Origin of the sequence: Mycobacterium sp. DL (assembly GCF_039729195.1) — a bacterium.
GTDB lineage: Bacteria > Actinomycetota > Actinomycetes > Mycobacteriales > Mycobacteriaceae > Mycobacterium > Mycobacterium hippocampi_A.
This window is the reverse complement of sequence record NZ_CP155796.1, coordinates 863871-885445: the sequence shown is the minus strand read 5'-3', so window position 1 is coordinate 885445 and position 21575 is coordinate 863871. Positions and strand designations below refer to the sequence as shown.

Annotated in this window: 24 protein-coding genes and 1 tRNA gene; 10 read left to right on the top strand and 15 right to left on the bottom strand. The window is 68.1% G+C overall.

The window, feature by feature from the left end:
- Entirely contained in the window at positions 1-1200 is a 1200-nt protein-coding gene (locus tag ABDC78_RS04340) for a cation:proton antiporter (protein WP_178359056.1), read from the bottom strand.
- Between the two features lie 4 nt (positions 1201-1204).
- Complete coding sequence (locus ABDC78_RS04335) at positions 1205-1687, bottom strand: cation:proton antiporter regulatory subunit (protein ID WP_178359055.1); 483 nt, start codon at positions 1685-1687, stop codon at positions 1205-1207.
- A gap of 218 nt (positions 1688-1905) precedes the next feature.
- Between ABDC78_RS04335 and ABDC78_RS04330 the strand changes: the two genes are divergently transcribed.
- Entirely contained in the window at positions 1906-3744 is a 1839-nt protein-coding gene (locus ABDC78_RS04330) for a PQQ-dependent sugar dehydrogenase (protein ID WP_178359054.1), read from the top strand.
- An 8-nt stretch (positions 3745-3752) separates the two neighbouring features.
- Here ABDC78_RS04330 and ABDC78_RS04325 read toward each other — a convergent pair whose 3' ends face one another.
- Entirely contained in the window at positions 3753-4607 is an 855-nt protein-coding gene (locus ABDC78_RS04325; protein ID WP_347133321.1) for a lysophospholipid acyltransferase family protein, read from the bottom strand.
- A gap of 73 nt (positions 4608-4680) precedes the next feature.
- Between ABDC78_RS04325 and ABDC78_RS04320 the strand changes: the two genes are divergently transcribed.
- From ABDC78_RS04320 to ABDC78_RS04310, 3 genes are all read left to right on the top strand, one after another.
- Positions 4681-5250 (top strand): TetR family transcriptional regulator, encoded by a 570-nt coding sequence (locus ABDC78_RS04320; protein ID WP_178359053.1) that lies wholly within the window; start codon positions 4681-4683, stop codon positions 5248-5250.
- Between the two features lie 85 nt (positions 5251-5335).
- Positions 5336-5620 carry a hypothetical protein gene (locus tag ABDC78_RS04315; protein ID WP_347133320.1) on the top strand — a complete coding sequence of 95 codons (285 nt, stop codon included), beginning with the start codon at positions 5336-5338 and terminating at the stop codon, positions 5618-5620.
- Positions 5621-5734: 114 nt separating this feature from the next.
- Positions 5735-6511 (top strand): acyl-CoA thioesterase domain-containing protein, encoded by a 777-nt coding sequence (locus ABDC78_RS04310; protein WP_178356748.1) that lies wholly within the window; start codon positions 5735-5737, stop codon positions 6509-6511.
- A 59-nt stretch (positions 6512-6570) separates the two neighbouring features.
- Here ABDC78_RS04310 and ABDC78_RS04305 read toward each other — a convergent pair.
- Positions 6571-6653 (bottom strand) — tRNA-Tyr (locus ABDC78_RS04305).
- Positions 6654-6812: 159 nt separating this feature from the next.
- Here ABDC78_RS04305 and ABDC78_RS04300 point away from each other — a divergent pair.
- A complete protein-coding gene (locus ABDC78_RS04300) occupies positions 6813-7304 on the top strand; it encodes a YajQ family cyclic di-GMP-binding protein (protein ID WP_178356747.1) in 492 nt (163 codons plus the stop codon).
- A 79-nt stretch (positions 7305-7383) separates the two neighbouring features.
- Here the strand turns inward: ABDC78_RS04300 and ABDC78_RS04295 are convergent, their stop codons facing one another.
- Positions 7384-7842 carry a hypothetical protein gene (locus ABDC78_RS04295; RefSeq protein WP_256735823.1) on the bottom strand — a complete coding sequence of 153 codons (459 nt, stop codon included), beginning with the start codon at positions 7840-7842 and terminating at the stop codon, positions 7384-7386.
- Between the two features lie 60 nt (positions 7843-7902).
- On the bottom strand, positions 7903-9741 hold the full coding sequence (locus ABDC78_RS04290) for an alpha/beta hydrolase (protein ID WP_178356746.1): 1839 nt from the start codon (positions 9739-9741) through the stop codon (positions 7903-7905).
- 148 nt (positions 9742-9889) lie between these two features.
- Here ABDC78_RS04290 and ABDC78_RS04285 point away from each other — a divergent pair, with 148 nt between their 5' ends.
- Positions 9890-10915, top strand: a complete 1026-nt coding sequence (locus ABDC78_RS04285; RefSeq protein ID WP_178356745.1) for an NAD(P)H-dependent glycerol-3-phosphate dehydrogenase — start codon at positions 9890-9892, stop codon at positions 10913-10915.
- A 3-nt stretch (positions 10916-10918) separates the two neighbouring features.
- On the opposite strand, the gene ABDC78_RS04280 is transcribed toward ABDC78_RS04285, so the two are convergent.
- From ABDC78_RS04280 to grcC1, 4 genes are all read right to left on the bottom strand, one after another.
- Positions 10919-11464: a hypothetical protein gene (locus ABDC78_RS04280; protein WP_347133319.1), complete on the bottom strand. Its 546-nt coding sequence runs from the start codon at positions 11462-11464 to the stop codon at positions 10919-10921.
- Between the two features lie 36 nt (positions 11465-11500).
- A complete protein-coding gene (locus tag ABDC78_RS04275) occupies positions 11501-11965 on the bottom strand; it encodes a hypothetical protein (RefSeq protein ID WP_178361500.1) in 465 nt (154 codons plus the stop codon).
- Between the two features lie 109 nt (positions 11966-12074).
- A complete protein-coding gene (htpX, locus tag ABDC78_RS04270) occupies positions 12075-12953 on the bottom strand; it encodes a zinc metalloprotease HtpX (protein WP_178361499.1) in 879 nt (292 codons plus the stop codon).
- Positions 12954-13049: 96 nt separating this feature from the next.
- Entirely contained in the window at positions 13050-14057 is a 1008-nt protein-coding gene (grcC1, locus tag ABDC78_RS04265; RefSeq protein ID WP_178361498.1) for a nonaprenyl/(2E,6E)-farnesyl/geranylgeranyl diphosphat synthase, read from the bottom strand.
- Between the two features lie 21 nt (positions 14058-14078).
- Here grcC1 and menJ point away from each other — a divergent pair, with 21 nt between their 5' ends.
- Both menJ and ABDC78_RS04255 read left to right on the top strand, forming a co-directional pair.
- Positions 14079-15329 (top strand): menaquinone reductase, encoded by a 1251-nt coding sequence (gene menJ / locus ABDC78_RS04260; RefSeq protein ID WP_178361497.1) that lies wholly within the window; start codon positions 14079-14081, stop codon positions 15327-15329.
- A 102-nt stretch (positions 15330-15431) separates the two neighbouring features.
- On the top strand, positions 15432-15851 hold the full coding sequence (locus tag ABDC78_RS04255; RefSeq protein WP_178361496.1) for a GAF domain-containing protein: 420 nt from the start codon (positions 15432-15434) through the stop codon (positions 15849-15851).
- Here ABDC78_RS04255 and ABDC78_RS04250 read toward each other — a convergent pair.
- Together ABDC78_RS04250 and ABDC78_RS04245 are read right to left on the bottom strand one after the other, a co-directional pair.
- On the bottom strand, positions 15848-16906 hold the full coding sequence (locus ABDC78_RS04250) for an alpha/beta hydrolase fold domain-containing protein (RefSeq protein WP_178361495.1): 1059 nt from the start codon (positions 16904-16906) through the stop codon (positions 15848-15850). The two genes, ABDC78_RS04255 and ABDC78_RS04250, sit on opposite strands and share 4 nt — an antisense overlap.
- Before the next feature lie 157 nt (positions 16907-17063).
- Complete coding sequence (locus tag ABDC78_RS04245) at positions 17064-17753, bottom strand: demethylmenaquinone methyltransferase (protein ID WP_178361494.1); 690 nt, start codon at positions 17751-17753, stop codon at positions 17064-17066.
- A 70-nt stretch (positions 17754-17823) separates the two neighbouring features.
- On the opposite strand from ABDC78_RS04245, the gene ABDC78_RS04240 reads away from it, so the two are divergent.
- Positions 17824-18648, top strand: coding sequence for an SDR family oxidoreductase (locus ABDC78_RS04240; RefSeq protein WP_178361540.1), 825 nt, complete (start codon positions 17824-17826; stop codon positions 18646-18648).
- 8 nt (positions 18649-18656) lie between these two features.
- On the opposite strand, the gene ABDC78_RS04235 is transcribed toward ABDC78_RS04240, so the two are convergent.
- The 3 genes from ABDC78_RS04235 to ABDC78_RS04225 all read right to left on the bottom strand — a co-directional run bounded on the left by ABDC78_RS04235 (position 18657) and on the right by ABDC78_RS04225 (position 20795).
- On the bottom strand, positions 18657-19049 hold the full coding sequence (locus tag ABDC78_RS04235) for a hypothetical protein (protein WP_178361493.1): 393 nt from the start codon (positions 19047-19049) through the stop codon (positions 18657-18659).
- A complete protein-coding gene (locus ABDC78_RS04230; protein ID WP_178361492.1) occupies positions 19046-19543 on the bottom strand; it encodes a nitroreductase family deazaflavin-dependent oxidoreductase in 498 nt (165 codons plus the stop codon). Before ABDC78_RS04230 ends, ABDC78_RS04235 begins: the two co-directional genes overlap by 4 nt.
- Before the next feature lie 124 nt (positions 19544-19667).
- Positions 19668-20795, bottom strand: a complete 1128-nt coding sequence (locus tag ABDC78_RS04225; RefSeq protein ID WP_178361491.1) for a glycosyltransferase family 1 protein — start codon at positions 20793-20795, stop codon at positions 19668-19670.
- 90 nt (positions 20796-20885) lie between these two features.
- Here ABDC78_RS04225 and ABDC78_RS04220 point away from each other — a divergent pair, with 90 nt between their 5' ends.
- Positions 20886-21575: a thioredoxin domain-containing protein gene (locus ABDC78_RS04220; RefSeq protein WP_178361490.1), complete on the top strand. Its 690-nt coding sequence runs from the start codon at positions 20886-20888 to the stop codon at positions 21573-21575.

The following is a 21575-nucleotide window of genomic DNA, read 5'->3' as shown; positions in this document are numbered from 1 at the left end:
TCAACCGGTGTCGCCGGCTCCTGGAGCACTGCGGATGACCCGCCTGACCCGCGGCGATGTCGGACCCGACCGTGAGCGCCCGGCAAGCAGGGTGGCGACGGGACCGAGGAACGCCAGGACGAATACGTACGGCATCGCGATGGCTTCGATCACCGGGATCGACGCACCCACCAAAGCGATGATGACCAGAGAGAACTCACCCCGAACGATCAGTGCGGTGCCCGCCCGCCACTGCGCCCGCCGCGCCACACCCTCGCGGCGCGCGGCATACATACCGGAGGCGATCTTGGTCGCTGCGGTGACAACCGCCAGCAGCACCGCCGCGGGCAGCATCGGGATCATCGACGCCGGCACGACCTCCAACCCGATCGCCACGAAGAACACCGCGGCGAACAGGTCGCGTAGTGGACCGAGCACCTCCCTGGCGCGCACGGCTGACTCCCCGGTGAGGGTCAGGCCCACCAGAAACGCCCCGACAGCGGCGGAGACGTGCACGTATTCAGCCAGACCCGCGACCACCAGCGCCACCCCGAGGACGCGCAGCAACAACAACTCCGAATCCGGAGGAGCCATCAGCCGCGCGACGAGATGCCCCCAGCGGTAGGACCCGAGGAAGGCGACCGCCAAGGCCGCCATGGCGATCGCCATCCCCGCGACGGCCTGCCACCATTCGCCGCCCGCGGCCAGGACCGCCAGCAGCGGCAGATAGGCGGCCATCGCAAAATCCTCGAGAACGAGCACCGCCAGCACAGCCGGGGTCTCCCGGTTGCCCAACCGGCGCAGATCGGTCAGCAGTCGCGAGACCACGCCCGACGATGAGATGTAAGTGATGCCCGCCATCGCGAGGATGCCGACGAAATCGAGTCCCAGCAGCCATCCGGCAATCGCGCCGGGGGTGGCGTTGAACACCAGATCCACCCACGCCGATGGCAGATGCCTCCGCATGCTGGCGGCGAACTCGCTGACGGAGAACTCCAGGCCCAGCGTGAGCAGGAGCAGGACGACGCCGACCGTCGCGCCGGTCTGGATGAACTCGACCACCAACGGATCCAACGGCAGTCCCCCGTCGTGCAGCGCCAGACCGGCAAGGAGATACAACGGGATAGGCGACAGCGAAATGCGCCGGGCGAGCGCACCCATGACCGTCAAAACAACCAGCAGCAGCCCGATCTCGATCAGGAACGCGACCGAACCGTGCACCGGCTCAGCCCTTGTCGAAGATGCGCTCGACGGACGTGATGCCCTCGGCCGTTCCGATGACCACCAGGATGTCTCCGGCCCGCAGGACGTCGGCGGGTCCCGGTGACGGCAGCACCTCGTCGTCTCGCACCACCGCGACGATCGAGGCCCCGGTGCGGGTACGCACCCGGGCGTCACCGAGCGGGCGGTCGGCGTAGGGGCTGCCGGGTTCCACGGCCACCTGCCCGGCATCGAGGCCGGGCACCTCGTGGGTCAGATCCGCGAAACGTTCGGCGATACGGGGGGCACCGAGGATCTGCGCAAGGGCCTCGGCTTCGTCGACGCTGAGATGGAACAGGGGTTGAGCGACATCAGGGTCCTCGGCCGCGTACAGCACCACCTCGAAGTCACCCGCCCGCTTGGCGACGACGCCGATGCGGTCGCCGTCGGTGTTGTCGAACTCGTAGCGCAGACCCACGCCGGGCAGCAGCACCTCATTGACGTCCATGCCCCAATCTTGACCGATCGAGGTGTGCGGTCGGCAGCCTTGCCACACGCCGGTTGACGGCCCCGAGGTTCCACCGCCACGAGTTATGACGGATTGCTCGTTTTCGTGGGAAAACGCCATGCTCGGCAAACACTGGAAATACAGTGCGGCTAGCAGTGGGCAGTCGGCGGACACGGGTGAGTTCGGGTTCGGTGGCGCCCCGTTCGCGAGGAGGGGACATGGGGGAATCAGCAGCCATCACGGAGGCGGAGCGGTCGACAGGCGGTTACGCCCGCTACGTCGGCAGAGTCGGCGGGTTGGCGTTCGCGCTGGGGGTCGGCGCCGCTGTACTCGCCGGCGCCGGGGCGGCATCGGCCGACACGTCGGATTCCGGCGGGGCTTCGTCGAGCACGTCGGACGCGTCGTCGTCGGACACGTCGTCGTCGGACACCGACGCCGGACCCAGGTCGAAACGGTCGTCTGAGACGACACAAGAGTCCGAAACAGCATCGGAGTCAGACGCCACCGACGACGCTGAGACGGAGACCGACGACGCGGACGACGCGGACGACGCGGACGAAACGGACGAAACCGAGATCGAACCGGACGAGGAGGAGGTCGAATCCTCCTCTCCGGCAGCAGAAGAAGCCGACATGCCGGCCGGGTCCCGGGCGGCCGACGTCGATGAGCCGTCGTCAACTCAGAGCATGAGCGTCGCACCGCCGGCTGCCGTCGAACCCAGTCCATGGGAGCGCTTCTTCGAGAACGAGACGCCGACGCTGGGATACAACCCGGCCGAGAACACCACCATCGAGGGCCGCATCGAAGGCGACCTGCACCCCGAGGACGGCGACTCGACGCAGTTGACGTACACCGCGACCAGGCCCGACCACGGGACCGTGGTGATCAATCCGGACGGCACGTTCGTCTACACCCCCGGCGCCAGCTACGCCGGGCAGGACAGGTTCGACGTCACGGTCAGCGACGCCCGCAGCGGGTTCCACATTCACGGCTTCGCGGGTCTGCTGAACCTGCTGTCCTTCGGGATCCTGGGCAACAGCGGGCACCGCACCACCGAGACCGTGTTCATCGGGTTCGAGCGGGCCGTCGTCGCATCCGGACTGAACTCGCCGGTGGACTTCCGTTTCCTCCCCGACGGCCGAGTCATCGTCGCCGAAAAAGCCGGCGCGATAAGGATCGTCGAGAACGGCGCTGCCGGTGCGCCGCTGATCACCCTGTCGGTCGCTACACTCGGCGAGCGGGGCGTCAGCGGGCTGGCCGTTGATCCGGACTTCGCCGACAACGGCCATCTCTACGTCGCCTACACCACCTCGGCGCTGCGAAACCGGTTGTCGCAGTTGACGGTCGTCGGCAATGCTGCCGGATCCGAAGTGGTGCTGCTGGAGTCGACGGTCTCCGCTGCGCTCAATCATCAGGGTGGCGCACTCGGCTTCGGCCCCGACGGAACGCTCTACTGGGGGCTGGGCGACAACGGGTCCGGGGCCAACTCGCAGGACCTCACGAATCTGCACGGCAAGATCCTGCGCATCAATCCGGATGGCTCCGTACCGTCGGACAACCCGGCCATCTCAGGCGCGCGCGCCGAGATCTTCGCCTACGGCCTGCGCAACCCGTTCCGGCTGGCGTTCACACCGAGCGGCGCACTGCTGGTCGCCGACGTGGGGGCGGCGTCCTTCGAAGAGGTCAACCTGGTGACCGCAGGAGGCAATTACGGTTGGCCGGGCGCGGAGGGCGTCTGCGCCAGTTGCACGTCGATCGATCCGATCTACACCTACCCCCGCGGCGGTGGAGCCGCGATCACGTCGGTACTCGTTTATGACGGAACAACATTCGGTCCCGCCTACCAGAACAAGGTGTTCATCGCCGACCTGGTGCAGGGGTGGATCAAGGTGTTGACGTGCACGCCGGAGTTCACCTCCTGCGGCAATCCGGAGGACTTCGATCTGCAGGCGGGCACGACCCTCGGGCTGTTGCAGGGTCCTGACGGCAACGTCTACCAGCTGACCTACTCGGGCTCGCTGGTGCGGATCGCACCGGCAGGCACTTCATCGGTCTGAGCCACGATTCACGGCTGGCGGGCGCGGTGCCGCGCCAGCGGATTCAGCTCGCGATAGGGATCGCTGCTGCGGATCTCCCGCAGGTCGTCGAGGATCTGTTCGAGTGACTCCCGGGTCCGCTGCTTGATCGTCGCCGCCCAGGTGTCGTCGACCACGTCGGCGGGGGTGGCGGTGCCGATGGGGGCTCCGAAGCGCAGGTACATCCGCTGCGGGCGCGGGATCATCGTCGGACCGATCCCCCGCATCAGCGGCATCGCCATGTCCGAGCGGCCGGAGAGCTTTTCACCAAGACCGGCGCTCAGACGACCCCACCAACTCTCCCTGGTCGTCAGGCTCTGGTACACATCGTCGCCGCCGACCAGCCCGGCGGGCACGATCGGATAGTTGTATTCGGCTGCCAGACGGGCGAATCCGGCGCGTCCCTGCCAGCGCAGCGTGTACTCCTCACCTTTGAACTTGGCGATCTCGCGTCCTCCACCGGGGAACACCAGGATCGGTTCGTCGTGGCGCATCAACTCGCGGGCGGTCTCGGGCGCCCCGACCACAGCACCGGCGGCGGCGAAGAGCTCACCGGCGGGCCCGGGCATGTTCGCGAAGTTCCGGTCGGCCAGCGGGCGAACCCTGCTACCGATCTGGCGTCGTACGAAGTACGGGATCAACAACGCCTCTGACCCGGACTGAGTGTGGTTGCCCACCAACAGGAATCGCCCGTCAGCGGGAAGGTTCTCCAACCCGTCGACGTACGGTCGGGAGAGGTCGACGATCGGTGCCGCTCTGTCCGCGATGACCTCCATCGCACGGCGCAGCGCCCGAACCCGCGCAGGCTGGTTCATGATTGCGTCGACGTCCACCGCAGCGGTCACGTTCTCTCCTCTTGGTCGCTCCTGTGCCACCACCCTACCGAACGAACCAGTTCGTCTGGTTATGATTCTCGGCGTGAGGAGCACCACCGAGCTTCGCGGCCAGATCCTGGCGGCTGCCCGCGCCGAGTTCGCCCAGTACGGGTTGGCCGGCGGCCGCATCGACCGCATCGCCCGGAGCGCTCAGGCCAGCAAGGAACGCCTCTACGCCCACTTCCGGGACAAGGAGACGCTGTTCCGCGAAGTGGTTGCCGCCGACAACGCCGAGTTCTTCGGCGCGCTCGAGCCGCGACCCGACGCCATCGCCGAGATGGCAGGCGAAATCTACGATCTGGCCCGTCTGCGCCCCGAGCACTACCGGATGATCACCTGGGCGCATCTGGAAGGCGTCAAGCTCGACCCGCCGCACGCCGACGGGCAGCCCATTCCCGACCAACACCTCGCCGCCATCGAAGCCGCCCAGTCCGGCGGTTACGTCGACGAGTCGTGGCAGCCCGTCGACCTGCTCGTGCTGCTGATCGGGATCGGCCTGGCGTGGATGCATCTGCCCCACCCCGATGCCGTCACCGATGATCCGGCGCTGATCGCCCATCGCCGTGCTGCAGCTGTTGAGGCCGCCGCTCGATTGATCGCGGTCCGCACCTGAAGCAATCGAACTGTGGGCCAGCGGTGGACGGGCGTAATATTCATGGTCCGTAGAGGGTCGGGGAGTCCTCGAGGAAGTCGTACTGATGGGTACATCGATTCGTGCGGTGATGGTCGTGGCCGCGTGGTCGGCGGCACTCGCCGTCGGGAGCCTGACGTCGCCTGGGATCAGCAGCGCAGCGGAGTGCGGTCCGGGGACGTTTCTCGACCCAGCCACGAACATGTGTTTGGCTGCGCCGCCGCCGCCCGCTCCACCACCGCCGCCACCTCCCCCGCCGCCCCCACCTCCGTGGAACGGTGATCCCACGCCGGGATTCTCGATCGGCATCTGCGCGCCGATCCCGTTCGTCTCGCTGTGCACCGGCATCTGAGCGTCGTTGACGGCGGCAGGTACAAGCCCGCCTGATCGGCCCGGCCCCGCGGTGATGACCACCGACGGCGGACCCTTAACATGTGTCAACCGCGCTGACCGTCGATGGAGGACCATGCCGAGCTGGATCGCCGAACTGGTACAGCTTGACGGTAGTGGCGAGAGTTTCCGCAGCACAGCAACTTTCGGCGCAGGCGGCCGGCTCTTCGGCGGACTGATCGCCGCCCAGGCGCTGGCCGCGGCCGGCGCCACCCTCGAACCCGGACGGCTGCCGCAGTCGCTGCACGCGTACTTCATCAAGGGCGGCCGGGTCGGTGTCGACGTGGACTACGTCGTCGAACTCACTCGCGACGGCAAGTCGTTCAACACCCGTCGGATCACCGCCAGCCAGGACGGTGCGCCCATCTTCGAGATGCTGGCCTCGTTCCACCGGGCCGAAACGACCACCGACTGGCAGCGTCCCGAGCCGCCGAGCGTCTCCCTGCCGGACACCACGCTGGCGAACCCGCTACCCGAGCGATGGGCCGACCACTTCGAGATCCGCACCGCCGGCGCAGGCATGGACGAGTGGCCGATCCAGCCGATGTGGTTCCGCAGCCGGCACACCATCGAGGACGACCCACTGCTGCGGGCCTGCGCGCTGACCTTCATCTCCGACGTGGGGCTGGTGGCGATCGCCAGGCCCCCCGGGGAACACATGCCCCGCGGCGGGGCGGCCAGCCTCGACCACGCGCTGTGGTTGCATCGCCCCTTCGACCCGCAGCGGTGGCATCTCTATGACGCCCATGCCATCAGCCACAGCGACGCCCGCGGGCTGGCCCGAGGGTCGATCGTCGACGAAGACGGAACCCTGGTAGCCAGCGTGGCGCAGGAGTCACTCTGGCGGCTGTGAGCTGTCGCTGCGCGGGCACTCACGCAATCAGGCCCCCTCGAAAGGGGGCCTGAGCAGCGTGGCAGGTACAGGATTCGAACCTGTGTAGGCGTAAGCCGACGGATTTACAGTCCGCTCCCATTGGCCGCTCGGGCAACCTGCCTGGGTGCTACAAACACGCTGGAGAGCGCGCTCAGCAGGATACAACGAGCACCCGCCCCCGACACAAACCGGCGGGTGGGGGGCGGTGTGCGGACCGTCGCGCGGTGCGGCCAAAATGGAGCCAAGCACTCACACCACCATCGAGGGAGGGACGAGTCCAATGGCGGATTCATCGTTCGACGTCGTCAGCAAGGCAGATCGCCAGGAAGTCGACAACGCGCTCAACCAGGCCGCCAAGGAGCTGGCCACCCGCTTCGACTTCCGCGGCACCGACACCACCATCGAGTGGCAGGGCGAAGAGGGCATCATCCTCGTCTCCTCGACCGAGGAACGCGTCAAGGCAGCCGTCGACGTCTTCAAGGAGAAGTTGATCCGACGCGACATCTCGATGAAGGCGTTCGACGCCGGCGACCCGCAGCCGTCGGGCAAGACCTACAAGGTCATCGGGAGCATCAAGCAGGGCATCGACAGCGAGAACGCCAAGAAGATCACCAAGCTCATCCGCGACGAGGGACCCAAGGGTGTCAAGGCGCAGATCCAGGGCGAGGAGATCCGCGTCAGCTCCAAGAAGCGCGACGACCTGCAGGCCGTTCAGGCGCTGCTACGCGGCGCGGACCTCGAGGTCGCGCTGCAGTTCGTCAACTACCGCTGAGCCTCCGCCGTTTTGAGACTGCGGCCAGGGCGGGGTTCACTCACATTTTCCCGCCGCCACCGCAGTCTCAACGCCGCCGTCAGCGCAGCTGATCGGTGATGTCGACCGCGCCCTCGGAGCCGTGCTCGCCGGTGTTGCGGCACTCGCCGTAAAGCTGCAGCGTGCCGTACCCAGGGTCGGCCGCGCGCGGGCCCACCGTCGCCGTCACGCCGTCGCGGTTCAACGAGTCGCCGTGCACCACCTGCCCGTCGGGCATTCCGCTCGTCCAGCCCTGAGCGACGAGCGCATCGCGGATCCGGGTGTACACCGAGCCCGGGTCGGCCGGGAGCTTGAACGCCACCTCGACGCGACCCTGGAACGGCGGTTCCCCCTGGTCATTGCACGACCCGAACGAAAAGCCGCCGGTGACGTCGTCGAGCGTCACCGCCCGCACCACCTGCACGGCAGGATCGACAACCTGGGCTCTGGCCTGCTCGTCGGACAGGGCGTTGTCCGACTGGTCGAACGTATTGCCGTCCGATGAACCGGAATCAGACATGCCGCAACCTCCAAGGACGAGCGTGATCAGCAGCAGGGACAGCATTCGCAAGATCATCGTTCACAGTGGCTTTCCGTCGAACTTGTGGTCTGCGGTGACCGAGCCGTTGTCGCGCCCGGCTTCCGGGTCGATGATCGCAGGCCCGAGCGGAACATCTGTGTGCGGTAGCGGGATGTCGCCGAACGGCGTGGGGATGCGGTCCGGCGTGCTGACGGTCGGCGCGGTCCGCTCCCCGGCCAGCATGCCCAACTCCCCCAACGCATCCCCGTGACCCGACGAGATCGCGGCCATGCTGTAGAGCGACTCGCTGCCCATCGTGTAGTAGTACGAATGATCGTTGAAATCAGGATAGTCGGTCCCCGGTACCTCGGCGTGAAAGCGCACGCCGCCAAAGGATTCCGCGGCTGCATCGTTGCCGAGGCCGGCCGACACACCGAGAGGGTCGGCCAGCGGGCCGTTGAGAACATCTGCTGCGAAGTCGCTGGAGCCGATCCAGCCCACCGGGTCGGTCGACGCGTTACCGACGTACACCTGGCCGCCCTGCAGGTTGAAATCGGCGGCGGTCTGCGCCAAATCAGTTCCCGGACAACCCAACAGCACCGCGTTGGTGGCCTGCATGCCGCTGCCGGCGAACGCGTCGGCCACGGTCGTCGACCCGTAGGAATGCCCCAGGACGGTGATGGTGGGCTCTGCCATCCCGGTGTGCGTGACGTGCAGGCTGTTGACGTCGCCGGCCAACAGGTCACCGCCGGCCCTCGCCAGTTCCGGATTGGCGATGCGGATGTCGGCGAAACTGTCCGGGGCGTCATAACCCATCCACATGATGACCGCGTTCTGCTTGGTGGGGTCGGCCTTGCTCATCTGGTCGAGCAGGTTGATCCCGTCGTTGCGGCCACTGTTGAGCCAGTCCGACTCCAGGCTGCTGCCGGTGCCCGGCACGATCACACCGATGTTGTCGGCGGCGTCGGGATTGCCGAGCGCGATCGCCGCGGTGCCCTGCCCGTCGTAGGCCAGCGGGTCGTAGCCGAACAGGTACACCGGCCGGGGCCGCGCCGGGTTGTCACCCTCGGACTGGTGTTTGAGTCCCTGCCGCGCTTTCAGACCGTTCTGATACGCCATGACGTCGGCGCGGTTGAGCCCGAAGCGTTCCGGGTTGGCGACCACCTCGTCAGCCGGGACACCGTTGGCGGTCGCGGCGTTGTCCACCCGGGCGATGTCGCGGTCCATCACCGTGCGGTTCAGCTCGTCGCGGACCTCCACCGGCAGCCCGTCGAGGTTGCCGAGCCCGCGCGGTGCGGTGTCCTGCAGGCGCTGCCTGTCGGCGTCACTCAGGCTGTTCCACCACTGGTTGACCTCCTCGGCGGAGGCCCCGGGGGGCGGCATCGGCGGTAGCGGCGTTCCCGGCGGGGTCGCCGGGGCGGATCCACCGATCGCGGTCCGGACGGCGCCTGCCGTGGTGGCGTCGATCTCACCGAACAACTGCAGCAAGCGCTGGATGACCGCGGTGAAGCCGGGCTCGAAATGCCGAAGCAGCGGCGGGAACGGCGGGGCGGTGGCCCGGCCGTCCTCGGCGACCGTCCACCCCCCGGCACGCAACATGTCGACCAGGCCCGTCACGCCGTCGCGCGTCGCCCCCAACTGCGCGCCACCGGTGCTCAGCGCCTTCTGCATCGTCTCCAGCCGGGCCCGCAGCTGCAGCTGCGAGGTGAGGTTCTGCTCGGCCTTGGCGATCGCGGCCTCACTGCCCGCGCCCTGCCACGCCGCACGCAGCCGATCCAACGCCTCGCGTTCGGTGGCGATGACGGCGTCGAGTTCGACGATCTTCGTGCCCAGCGCGCCCGCGGCCGCCGTGAGGCCCTGCGGATTCGACGCCTCCACCATCGAGACCGTGACCGACAACGCGACCCCCCTCAGCAAAGTCGCCCCCAATTATGCCCATGGGGTATCGCGGGTCCGCGCACTGTTCGGTGATGTCCGACAGGCGCCTCCGCGGGTGTGCTCGCCAAATCCGCCCTCGACCTGAGGCCGTCGACCTAATGTGATCGCTATGGCACCAGCGCAGCGTGAACCCAAAGTCGTCGTCCTCGGGGGCGGATCCTGGGGCACCACCGTCGCCTCGATCTGCGCCCGCCGCGGACCGACGCTGCAGTGGGTGCGTTCGGAGGAGACGGCCGAGGACATCAACGACCGGCACCGCAACTCGAAGTACCTCGGCAATGAGGTCGAGCTGACCCACACCTTGCGCGCCACCACCGACTTCACCGAAGCCGCGGAATGCGCCGACGTGATCGTGATGGGCGTTCCGTCGCACGGGTTCCGCGGTGTGCTCGAACACCTCGCCCAGGAGTTGCGGCCGTGGGTGCCGGTGGTGTCGCTGGTCAAGGGCCTCGAGCAGGGCACCAACTACCGGATGAGCCAGATCGTCGACGAGGTGCTGCCCGGTCACCCCGCCGGCATCCTGGCCGGCCCCAACATCGCCCGCGAGGTCGCAGAAGGCTACGCCGCCGCCGCAGTGCTGGCGATGCCCGACCAGCATCTGGCCGCCAACCTAGGAAAACTGTTCCGCACCAAGCGATTTCGGACCTACACCACAGATGACGTGGTGGGCGTGGAGATGGCGGGCGCGTTGAAGAACGTCTACGCCATCGCCGTCGGCATGGGGTACTCGCTGGGCATCGGCGAGAACACCCGGGCGATGGTGATGGCCCGCGCGGTCGCCGAGATGTCGAAGCTGGGGGTGGCGATCGGCGGCCACCGGGACACGTTCGCCGGCCTGGCCGGGATGGGCGATCTGATCGTGACGTGCACGTCGCAGCGCAGCCGCAACCGCCATGTCGGCGAGCAACTCGGTGCGGGAAAACCGATCGACGAGATCATCGCCGCGATGAACCAGGTGGCCGAGGGCGTCAAGGCGGCCAGCGTGATCATGGAGTTTTCCGAGAAGTACGACATCCCGATGCCGATCGCCCGGGAGGTGGACGGCGTCGTCAACCACGGCGCGACGGTCGAGGACGCCTACCGCGGACTGGCCGCCGAGAAGCCCGGCCACGAGGTGTACGGGTCGGGCTTCTGAGGCTCAGTTGAAGTACGGGTTGGTGCCCTCAGGCCGGGCGAGCAGCGGGTTGAGCGCGTTGACGATGAACGAACCGGCGGGGCTGACCACAAAGCCCGCCTGATTCTTGCTGTCGACGCAGGCCGTCATCGTGCCGTCACCGCCGCAGCTGACGGTGCCGAAGCTCAGGCGGGTGTTCGGCGGGAGCGGATTGACCGGCCCCCCGTACATCGGGTTGGGTGCCGAGCCGAAGGTCGGCACCCCGCCCGAGCTGCCGCCGACCAGGTTGGCGCCCTCGGGTCCTCCGGGGATCGGGCCGTTGCAGCCATAACCGCCATTGCGCTGCAACATGCAGGTCAGTCCGGCCGAGCCGAACACATAGGCCGACCCGTCGTATACCGCGAAGTCCTGCGGGTTCGCCGGCGCGAACGCGTTGATGTCGGGGGCCGGCGGTGGCGGTGGGGGTGGCGGCGGCTGAGCAGCGGCCAGGCCCGACCCGTTGAGAACACCGGCCGCAGCAACACAGGCGGCACCGGCGAGTAAGCGCACAGGAATTCTGCTCAGCACCATCACAGCCTAGATGTCGCCGCAGAGCCGAGCAGTGTTTCAGAAAGTGAAGCTGCCACCCGGGCTGAGCACAAACCCGGACTGGTCGACGGTGTTGATGCAGGACGTGACCACGCCGTCGGTGCCGCAGCTGACGGTGCGGAAACTCATCCGCGTGTTGGCCGGAAGGGGCGCGGGGTTCTCGACCGCGCCGTACATCGGCCGGTCGGAACTGCTGAAGCCCGGGCTGCCGCCGGCCCAGCCGGTGACCAGGTTCGCGCCACCCGGCGCCGCGGGCAGCGGACCGCTGCACCCGTAGCCGCCGGTCTGCCGGTCCATCACACACGTCACTCCACCGGGAACCGCGAAGGAGTACCAGGCGCCGTCCATCGCGGCGAAGTCCTGCGGGTTCACCGGCGGCATGGCGTTGATGTTCGGCACCGGAGGCGGGTCGGCCGCCGCGATACCGGGCAGGGCCAGGGCCGCGGCTGCTGCCGCCGCTGCGGTGAGGAGTCTGGTCAGCACGTCGCCCACCCTAAGGGGATGCGGTGCGACCCGCACCTCTCCCGTCGCCGGAATTGCATTCCAGCCGCGAGAGTTCGAGTGGAGGCCTGCTGGAACGCAGTTCCGGCGATTAGTAGCGGTCGGGGCCGCGGCCGGCCATGGCCTCCAGCCGGGCGATGCGATCCTCCATCGGCGGGTGGGTCGCGAACAGCTTGCCGATCTTCTCCCCGGCGCGGAACGGGTTGGCGATCATCAGGTGCGCCTGGTCGGCGAGCTGCGGCTCCGGCGGCAACGGCGCCTGCTGGACGCCGGCGCTGATCTTGCGCAACGCGCTGGCCAACGCCAGCGGATCGCCGGTGAGCTCCGCTCCGGACTGATCGGCCTGATACTCCCGCGAACGCGACACCGCCAGCCGGATGACCGTCGCCGCGATCGGGCCCAGCAGCGAAACCAGCAGGATCGCAAAGGGATTGGTGCCGCCCTCGCGGTTTCCGCCGAACATGCTCGCGAAGAACGCCAGGTTGGCCAGGGCGGTGATCACCGAGGCCATCGCGCCGGCCACACACGAGATCAGGATGTCGCGGTTGTAGACATGGGACAGCTCGTGGCCGAGCACCGCCCGCAGCTCACGTTCGTTGAGGATTCCGAGGATGCCCGTCGTGCAACAGACCGCGGCATTGCGCGGGTTGCGGCCGGTGGCGAACGCGTTCGGAGCGGCGGTGTCGCTGACGTAGAGCCGAGGCATCGGCTGACGCGCCGTCGTCGCGAGTTCGCGCACGATCTTGTACATCAACGGCGCCTGCATCTCGGTGACGGGCTGGGCGTGCATCGCCTTCAACGCCATCTTGTCGCTGTTGAAATACACGTAGGCGTTCATGCCGACGGCGAACAGCACCGCCAGGAACATGATGTTGCGGCCGAACATCGCGCCGACGCCGACGATCAGACCCGAGAACACCGCCAACAACAGGAACGTCTTCGCCCTGTTGGCGTGCGGGTGCCAAGTCATCGTGCTTGCCTCCTCGAGAAAACCTGCCGACCCACCGAAGTTGGAAGAGTCGTCGCTGCAGTCAACGCCCGGACAGCCCGCGGAGGTTCCTGAGGCTCAGCCGTGTCGCGTGATGGTGTAGTTCACCAGCGTCGCCAGCGCCTGGCGGCCCGGCCCGTCGGGCAGCAGGGCGAGCTCCTGCTCAGCCTGCTGGGCGTACCCCGCCACGGTCTCCTTGGCCTTCGTGATGCCTTCGGATGCGCGCAGCAGTCGCAGCGCCTCGGCCAGTTCGTCGTCGTCCTCGATCGGGCCGGACAGCAGTTCGCGCAGCCTGTCGGCGTCCGGACCATCCTCACGCAGCGCATACAGCACCGGCAGCGTGTGCACACCCTCGCGCAGATCGGTGCCCGGCACCTTCCCGGACTCGTCGGGGTCACTGGCGATGTCGATGATGTCGTCGGAGATCTGGAAGGCCGTGCCGACGATCCCGCCGAGCCGCGCCAACCGTTCGACCTGCTCGTCGTCGGCGCCGGAGAACGTCGCGCCGAATCGGCCCGAGGCCGAGATCAGGCAGGCCGTCTTCTCGTAGACGACCTTGAGGTAGTGGTCGATCGAGTCGACCTGGTCGGCCGCACCGCGGGTTTCCCGCATCTGACCGGTCACCAACAGGGCGAACGTGTCGGCGATGATCCGCACCGCGTCGGGACCCAGACGCGAGACGAGCCGTGATGCCGTCGCGAACAGGTAGTCGCCGGCGAGGATCGCGATGTTGTTGCTCCAGCGGGCGTTGGCACTGGAGGCGCCGCGGCGCACCTGCGCCTCGTCCATCACGTCGTCGTGGTACAGCGTCGCGAGGTGGACCAGCTCGATCACCGCGCCGGCGACGGAGACCTGCCACGCATCGGGTTCGGGTCCGAGCTGGGCGGACAGCACCGTGAACAACGGGCGGAACCGTTTCCCGCCGGCCTGGAAGAGATGCTGCACGGCCTCGGACATCAGGGCGTCGGCACGGCCCAACTCCTCGGACATCAGGGCCTCGACCCGGGCCACGCCGTCCCGGACATCCTGGGCGAACTGGGCATCCCCGAAGTCCACTCCCGCCACCACGTTCGCCGGTGTCCTCACACTGCCAACATACTGGGAGTCATGGACTACCCGGCGACAGGTGCGACCGAGGGGGCGAGCAGCGCTGACGTCGTCGTGGTCGGGGCCGGGCCTGCCGGATCCGCTGCGGCGGCGTGGGCGGCGCGCTCCGGTCGCGACGTGCTGGTGATCGACTCTGCGCAGTTCCCCCGCGACAAAGCCTGCGGCGACGGGCTGACCCCGCGCGCGATCGCCGAGATGCGACGCCTCGGGCTCGGCTCCTGGCTCGACGGGAAGATCGCCCATCGCGGGCTGCGGATGTCCGGGTTCGGCGCCGACGTCGAGGTGCCGTGGCCGGGTCCGTCGTTCCCGCCCTCGAGTAGCGCAGTCCCCCGCACAGAGCTCGACGAGCGCATCCGTCTGGTGGCCGTCGACGACGGCGCCAAGATGAAGCTCGGAGCGAAAGCTGTTGATGTGCAGCATGATGCGTCCGGGCGGGTGACGGCGGTGGTGCTGGATTCCGGGCAGGTGATCCGGTGCACCAGCCTGATCGTCGCCGACGGGGCGCGCTCGACGCTGGGACGCGTCCTCGGCCGCGAGTGGCACAAGGAGACCGTCTACGGCGTCGCCATCCGCGGGTACATCGCCACCCCGCGCAGCAACGAACCGTGGATCACCTCACACCTGGAACTGCGGTCCCCCGACGGTGAGGTGCTGCCCGGGTACGGCTGGATCTTCCCGCTGGGTAACGGCGAGGTGAACATCGGCGTCGGCGCGCTGGCGACCTCGAAGCGTCCTGCCGACGCCGCGCTGCGACCCCTGATGAGCTACTACACCGGCCTGCGCCGCGACGAGTGGGGCTTCGAGGGTGAACCGCGGGCCGGGTTGTCGGCGCTGCTGCCGATGGGTGGCGCGGCGTCAGGGGTGGCAGGACCCAACTGGATGCTGATCGGCGACGCCGCGGCCTGTGTGAACCCGCTCAACGGCGAGGGCATCGACTACGGGCTGGAGACCGGCCGACTGGCCGTGGAGTTGTTGGACCTCGACGACTTCTCGCGCGCGTGGCCGGCCGTCCTGCACGAGCACTACGCGCGCGGCTTCTCGGTGGCCCGCCGACTGGCCCTGCTGCTGACGTTCCCGCGCTTCCTTCCTGCGGCCGGGCCGGTGGCGATGCGGTCCGGGCTGCTGATGAAGATCGCAGTGCGGGTGATGGGCAACTTCGTCACCGAGGCCGACGAGGACGTGGTGGCACGGGCGTGGCGCGGGGCGGGGCGGCTGTCGGGCCGCATCGACGACCGTCGCCCCTTCACGTGACGCCCGTCGTTCGATGACGCCCGTCGTTCCGCGAGCGCGCGTGTCTGCACGTCGGCGCGCCGCAATTTCTGTGCATTCGCGCGCGCTCGGCGGGGCTCGAGCGTGACATCGGTGTACCGCGCACCCTTGCGCTCACGTCGCGACGACGTGGACCCGCAGGGCCCGCTCGCACGGGCGCTGTCGTCGGGCCTGTGCGGGTTTGGTGGTGATCGTGATCCCGAGCGATTGGCACGCCGCGTCGAACGCTTCGCCGAAGTGGACGACGGGTCGTTCGTGTGGACCCGGGACGGCGACGGACTGTTCTGGCTCGGCCGGATCGACGGGCCGTACTCCTACGACGCGGCAGGCGAGAGCGTCGACCTGGTGCACGTCCGGCCGTGCCGATGGCTCGCCTCCCCATTTGTCGAGGCCGCCACGCCGCCCGCGGTCATCGCCACCTTCGGCCGAGGCGGGCGCAACTTTCAGGAGATCCACGACGCCGACGTCGGAGAACAGTCCGCGAGGCTGTGGGAGCGACGCTAAGCCAGCGAGTGCGCGAACCCGCTGAGATCGCGGACACTGGCGCCGAATACCTCCGGCATCACACTGCCGAACAGCAGATCCCCGCCATGGCAGGTACCCGCCACCACCCGACCGATGGCGGGCACACCCGCGCGCAACAGTCTGCGGTAGTACTGCAGCCCCTCGTCGCGCAGCGGATCGAGTTCGTTGACCGAAATCACATGCGGCGGAAGATTTCTCAGTTCCTCGTCGGTGGCCATCGCCGCCCAGCACGTCGCATCGTCGGCGTGCGAACCGTCGGGTTCATACAGCGATCCGAGCAGCGCGGCCTGCTCGCGACTGATGAAGTAGCCGTCGTTCTCCTCGAGGGACGGCAGGTCGTCGCAGTCCTGCTGCCACCGATTCGAGATGAACGGGCATTGCGCGTAGAAGCCTGCGATCTCGTCGATCCAACCCTCCCGTTTCGCCTTGTGCGCCAACGTCAGTGTCAGGTTGCCGCCGCCGGATTCCCCGGACGCGACGATGTGACTGATGCCGAGGTCGCGGTGGTTGGCGCTGACCCATCGAGCCGCCGAAGCGCAGTCGTCGAGCCCGGCGGGGAACGGATGCGAGCCCAATTTCGCACTGGAGTTACGGAATTCGACCCCGACGACGACGAGACCGGTCGCGGCGAGGTGTTCGCGCAACCGGACGTAGCAGAGGTCGGTCGCGCTGCCGATCGCCATGCCGCCGCCGTGTAGGTGCAGGATGGCCGGCAGCGGGCCCGCCGCGGCAGCGGGCCTGCTGATGTACAGCGTGATGTCGTTGCCGTCGACGCCGGTGATGGTGGTCGTGGTCGACGACACCCCGTCGGGCCCGGCGACGTCGCCGGCGAGCGCTTCGAAGATCGCGCCGATGGCTTCTTCGCTCATGGCCGCGAAGGCGTGCCGCTCCTCCAGGGGCGAGTCGACGGTCAGCCCGCTCGAGGGCATCCGTCCGTCCAGACCGAACCGGGCGAATGCCTCGACCATGCGGGGATCTGACCGCGGGTCGGTTCCCAGCGTGGCGTCGGGGTCAGCGTGGCGTCCATGCGGCATGACCCCGACCGTAGCGGCGTTGCGTGGACCGAAAGGGCGCTTTCGCCGCCCGCGAACGAGCGCACAGGCACACAGTTTGCGGCGTGTCGGCGTGCAAACACGCGCGCTCGCGGGACGGACGGGGCTACAGAACCAGCGGGGCTACAGAACTACAGAACTACCGGGGCTTGGTGGCGGCGTGCAGCGCGACGATGCCGCCGGACAGGTTGCGCCACCGCAGATCCGTCCAACCCGCGTCACCGATGCGCCTCGCCAGGTCCGCCTGATCCGGCCAGGCCCGGATCGACTCCGCGAGATAGACGTAGGCGTCGGGGTTGGACGACACCGTGCGGGCGATCCGCGGCAGCGCCTGCATCAGGTACTCCTTGTACACCGTGGAGAACAGCGGGTTGGTCGGCGTCGAGAACTCGCACACCACCAACCGTCCACCCGGCCGTGTCACCCGCGCCATCTCCCGCAACCCCGCCGAGTGGTCGACGACGTTGCGCAGCCCGAAGCTGATCGTCACCGCGTCGAACACGCCGTCGGCGAAGGGAAGTCGGGTCGCGTCGCCGGCGACCTTCGGCACACTGCGGCCCGCACCCGCGGCAAGCATGCCGACGGAGAAGTCCGCAGCCACACACCAGGCGCCGGAGGCGGCCAACTCTTCGGTCGACACCGCGGTCCCGGCCGCCAGGTCGAGGACCTTGTCGCCGGGTCCGATCTTCAGCGCCGCCCGCGTGGCACGCCGCCAGAAGCGGTCCTGGCCGAGCGAGAGCACGGTATTGGTCAGGTCGTAGCGGCGCGCGACCCCGTCGAACATCGACGCGACCTCGTGAGGATTCTTCTCCAGCGACGCCCGATTCACTCCGCCGACGCTACCTGTGAACCTGCTTGAGGCGGGAATGCACAGCGCCGCCGCAGGCATTGACCCAGCAATGAGTGAAAAAATCTGGTTCATCACCGGCACGTCGCGCGGGTTCGGGCGCGAATGGACGATCGCGGCGCTGGAGCGCGGCGACAAGGTCGCGGCCACGGCGCGCGACGTGTCCTCACTGGACGACCTCAGCGCCAAGTACGGCGACGCACTGCTGCCGATCACCCTCGACGTGACCGACCGGGCGGCCGACTTCGAGGCCGTCAAAGCAGCCCACGACCACTTCGGGCGTCTTGACATCGTCGTCAACAACGCCGGCTACGGGCAGTTCGGCTTCATCGAGGAACTCTCCGAAGCAGAAGCGCGCGATCAGATCGAGACCAACGTGTTCGGCGCCCTGTGGATCACCCAGGCCGCGCTGCCCTATCTGCGCGCGCAGCGCAGTGGTCACCTGATCCAGGTGTCCTCGATCGGCGGCATCACGGCCTTCCAGAATGTCGGCATCTATCACGCGTCCAAATGGGCCCTGGAAGGTTTCTCGCAGGCCCTCGCGCAGGAGATCGAGTCGTTCGGCGTCCACGTCACGCTGATCGAGCCGGGTGGCTTCTCGACCGACTGGGCCGGTCCATCGTCGAAGCGGGCGACGCCGCTGCCCGACTACGAAGAGGCGCACGCCGAGGCCGACGCCAAGCGTGCTCAGCGGATGCCCACCCCCGGCGACCCGCAGGCCTCCGCGCGGGCCATCCTCAAGGTCGTCGACGCCTCCCCGCCGCCGCTGCGGGTGTTCTTCGGCGAGAAGCCGCTGCAGCTGGCCAAGGCCGACTACGAGAGCCGGCTGGCGACCTGGGAACAGTGGCAACCCGTGGCGGTCGAAGCGCAGGGCTGACAGACGCGTCAGCCCACCAGCTGCGAGATCTGTGACCACAGCCGGTCACGGGCCGGTTCGGCAACTGTCGGCGAGAAGTCCACCACCAGTGTTTCCACCTGCCTCAGACCACGGTCTGCGGCGTAGATCTGCGCGTTGCCGGTGGTCGAAAAGGACATGATCCGGAAACGGTCGGTGGTGATCACCTGCTCACAACCCGCTCCGGCACAGTCGGTGCTGGTGGTGTCCATCGGATGCAGCACCACCTTCCCGTCGTTCTCGAGGCGGTCGACGACGGCGGCCGCCGAGGGTGCCCACCCCGGCGGCGGATGGTGGGTGACCTCCGTGACCGACGCCGGCGTCGAGCACGCGGTGCAGCACACCGCGCCGAGGACGGCAATCAGGCGGCTGAGCTGTCTCATCGGCAGCGCAACTCGACCATCGGCAGATCGGTGTCCGGCGGGTCCACCCGACCGCCCAGGGTGCGCTGGACCACCTCTTTGAGCGAACTCCACGCCCGCGGATGCCGACCGATGTAGCGCTGCAGCGCCGCGTCGGCCTCATCCGTGGAGAGCCGACGGGCGGTGCCTGCGACGCTGCGCCGCCGCGCCACCGACACCTTGACCTCCGGTTTGGCCATCACATTCTGGAACCACTGTGAGCGTTCGCCGAAACCTGAGGGAACGACGTAGGTATTCGGGTCGGGGTGATCGATGACCTCGAGGACCACGTACCTTTTGGCGCCGGTGCGTCGACCCACGTGTTCGAGCATCAGCATCCGGGATCCGAACACAAAGCCCAGACCGGCCCGGTACAGCGAGATGGGTGCTCGCGCGAAGCGACGCGAATGCAGCGCTGCCTCAGCGAGTTTCCTCGTCGGCTCCGTCAGAGCGTGCGTCAGGGCAGCGTTCCACATCGTCCGCACCTCCTCTGTCGTCGCGACCGAATCCGTGGCTGGAAGCGGCGACGTGGTCGCCGCCCCGTAGTTCCGTCATACCGAAGTCGATCGCGCGGACGCAACCACCGGAAGGAGGTCCAGCTCAGGCGACCTTCGAAGCCCGGGTTCCCACCACTTCCTCGTAGTGCCCGAGCAGTTGGTCGCAGATCACCGGCCAGGTCCGGCCGAGCACGCTGCGCCGGGCCGCCACCGAATAGCGACGCCGTTCGGCCACCAGGTGATCCACCGATTCCGCCAGTTTGTGCTCGAACTCGTCGACAGGCAGCAACAGGCCGGTGCGGTAGGGCGCGACCAGATCCCTCGGACCGCCGGCATCGGGGGCGATCACCGGAAGGCCCGAAGCCATCGCCTCCTGCACCGCCTGGCAGAACGTCTCGTGCTCGCCGGGGTGGACGAAGACGTCCATGCTGGCATACGCGCTCGACAGTTCACCGCCGTAGAGAGATCCGGTGAAAACTGCTCCGGGAAGCGATGATTCGAGTTTCCGACGGTCGACCCCGTCGCCGACGACGACGATCTGCAGGTCGTCGCGGTGGGCGATCGCAGCCAACCGCTCGACGTGCTTCTCCGGGGCCAGTCGCCCGACGAACCCGATGATCGGCTTGCCGTCCGGCGACCAGGACCGTCGCAGCCGGTCATCACGCGCAGAGGGCGCGAACCCGGTCACGTCCACCCCGCGGGCCCACTTGTGCACCCGCGGGATGCCATGGGCGGCAAGATCTTCCATCGCCGAGGTGGAGGGCGCCAAGGTGCGGTCGGCACGCTTGTGCAGGTGCCGGTTCCAGGCCCACGCCGCGCGCGAGGCCACCCCGACGCCGTAGCTCTGCGCGAAGCCCGCGATGTCGGTCTGGAACACCGCCACCGTCGGAATCCCCAGGTGACGAGCGGCATGCAGACCGCCGTAGCCGAGCAGCGCGGGCGATGCGAGGTGGACCACGTCGGGGTCGAAGCCGCGCAGCACACCGACCATCCGCGGCCGGGGCACACCCAGCGGCAGCGAGGTCACCTTCGGGAACATCTTGGACGGCACCCGGTGCACCCGGATTCCCTCGTAGACCTTGTCAGCGGCCGGTTGCCCGCGTGGCGTATCCGGGGCGATCACCAACACCTCGTGCCCGGTGCGGCGCAGATGCTCGATCACCCGAAGCACGGAGTTGGTGACGCCGTTGACGTTCGGGAGGAATGACTCTGCGACGATCGCTACCCGCACCCCGCGACAGTGACATCACCACCTGTCGACGAGGTTGCCACCAGGGATATGTCATACGAATTGCCGGGTGACGGACGTTACTCTCTCGGCATGCGGATTTTCAGAGCAGCGCAGGCCATCGGAACCCTGTCCGTGCTGCTCGCGATGGTCGGCTGTTCACAACAGATCAGCGGCACCGCCCAACGGGACTCCACCAGCGCGCCGCTGGCCCTGTCCGTGGACGGGTACGGGATCGTCGCGGGCTACGACGACGCACCCGCGCGGATCGAGATCTTCACCGAACCGCAGTGCCGCCACTGCAGCGACCTGCAGCGCGATTTCGGTGACGCGCTGCACTACCACGTCAACGTCGGCAGCCTGCAGATCACCTACCGGCCGTTGACCTTCATGGACGACGACTACGACGGGTACTCCTCCACGGTCGCCAACGCGCTGTTCCTGGCCGCGCAGACGCCGGTGTCCGGCGTCGGTCCCAGCGGTTCACAGTTCCAGCGCTTCGTCGAGGAACTCTGGGTCAATCAGGACGCCGGCGGGCCTGCGTTCACCCCGGACGAACTGCGCGACATGGCGTCCGGCGCAGGCATGCCCGATCCCATCGCGAACACCGTCGCGCGCGACGAGGAAGCCGTCGACATCGCCGAGATGGAAGATGCCAACTTCGGATTCCTGTTCGACATCGACCCCGTGCAGACCGGCACGCCGACGGTGTTCGATCTGGAAGCCGGCGAGAAGCTCGACATCTACGACGACGACTGGCTGGACAACCTCGTCCAATCCTGA

Coding starts and splice junctions, on each gene's coding strand:
- ABDC78_RS04310 (WP_178356748.1), top strand. CDS start 5,735: ATGCCGAGCTGGATCGCCGAACTGGTACAGCTTGACGGTAGTGGCGAG.
- ABDC78_RS04250 (WP_178361495.1), bottom strand. CDS start 16,906: ATGCCGCATGGACGCCACGCTGACCCCGACGCCACGCTGGGAACCGAC.
- ABDC78_RS04315 (WP_347133320.1), top strand. CDS start 5,336: ATGGGTACATCGATTCGTGCGGTGATGGTCGTGGCCGCGTGGTCGGCG.
- ABDC78_RS04335 (WP_178359055.1), bottom strand. CDS start 1,687: ATGGACGTCAATGAGGTGCTGCTGCCCGGCGTGGGTCTGCGCTACGAG.
- ABDC78_RS04295 (WP_256735823.1), bottom strand. CDS start 7,842: ATGTCTGATTCCGGTTCATCGGACGGCAATACGTTCGACCAGTCGGAC.
- htpX (WP_178361499.1), bottom strand. CDS start 12,953: ATGACTTGGCACCCGCACGCCAACAGGGCGAAGACGTTCCTGTTGTTG.
- ABDC78_RS04220 (WP_178361490.1), top strand. CDS start 20,886: ATGCGGATTTTCAGAGCAGCGCAGGCCATCGGAACCCTGTCCGTGCTG.
- ABDC78_RS04330 (WP_178359054.1), top strand. CDS start 1,906: ATGGGGGAATCAGCAGCCATCACGGAGGCGGAGCGGTCGACAGGCGGT.
- ABDC78_RS04235 (WP_178361493.1), bottom strand. CDS start 19,049: ATGAGACAGCTCAGCCGCCTGATTGCCGTCCTCGGCGCGGTGTGCTGC.
- ABDC78_RS04230 (WP_178361492.1), bottom strand. CDS start 19,543: ATGTGGAACGCTGCCCTGACGCACGCTCTGACGGAGCCGACGAGGAAA.
- ABDC78_RS04300 (WP_178356747.1), top strand. CDS start 6,813: ATGGCGGATTCATCGTTCGACGTCGTCAGCAAGGCAGATCGCCAGGAA.
- ABDC78_RS04240 (WP_178361540.1), top strand. CDS start 17,824: ATGAGTGAAAAAATCTGGTTCATCACCGGCACGTCGCGCGGGTTCGGG.
- ABDC78_RS04285 (WP_178356745.1), top strand. CDS start 9,890: ATGGCACCAGCGCAGCGTGAACCCAAAGTCGTCGTCCTCGGGGGCGGA.
- ABDC78_RS04280 (WP_347133319.1), bottom strand. CDS start 11,464: ATGGTGCTGAGCAGAATTCCTGTGCGCTTACTCGCCGGTGCCGCCTGT.
- menJ (WP_178361497.1), top strand. CDS start 14,079: ATGGACTACCCGGCGACAGGTGCGACCGAGGGGGCGAGCAGCGCTGAC.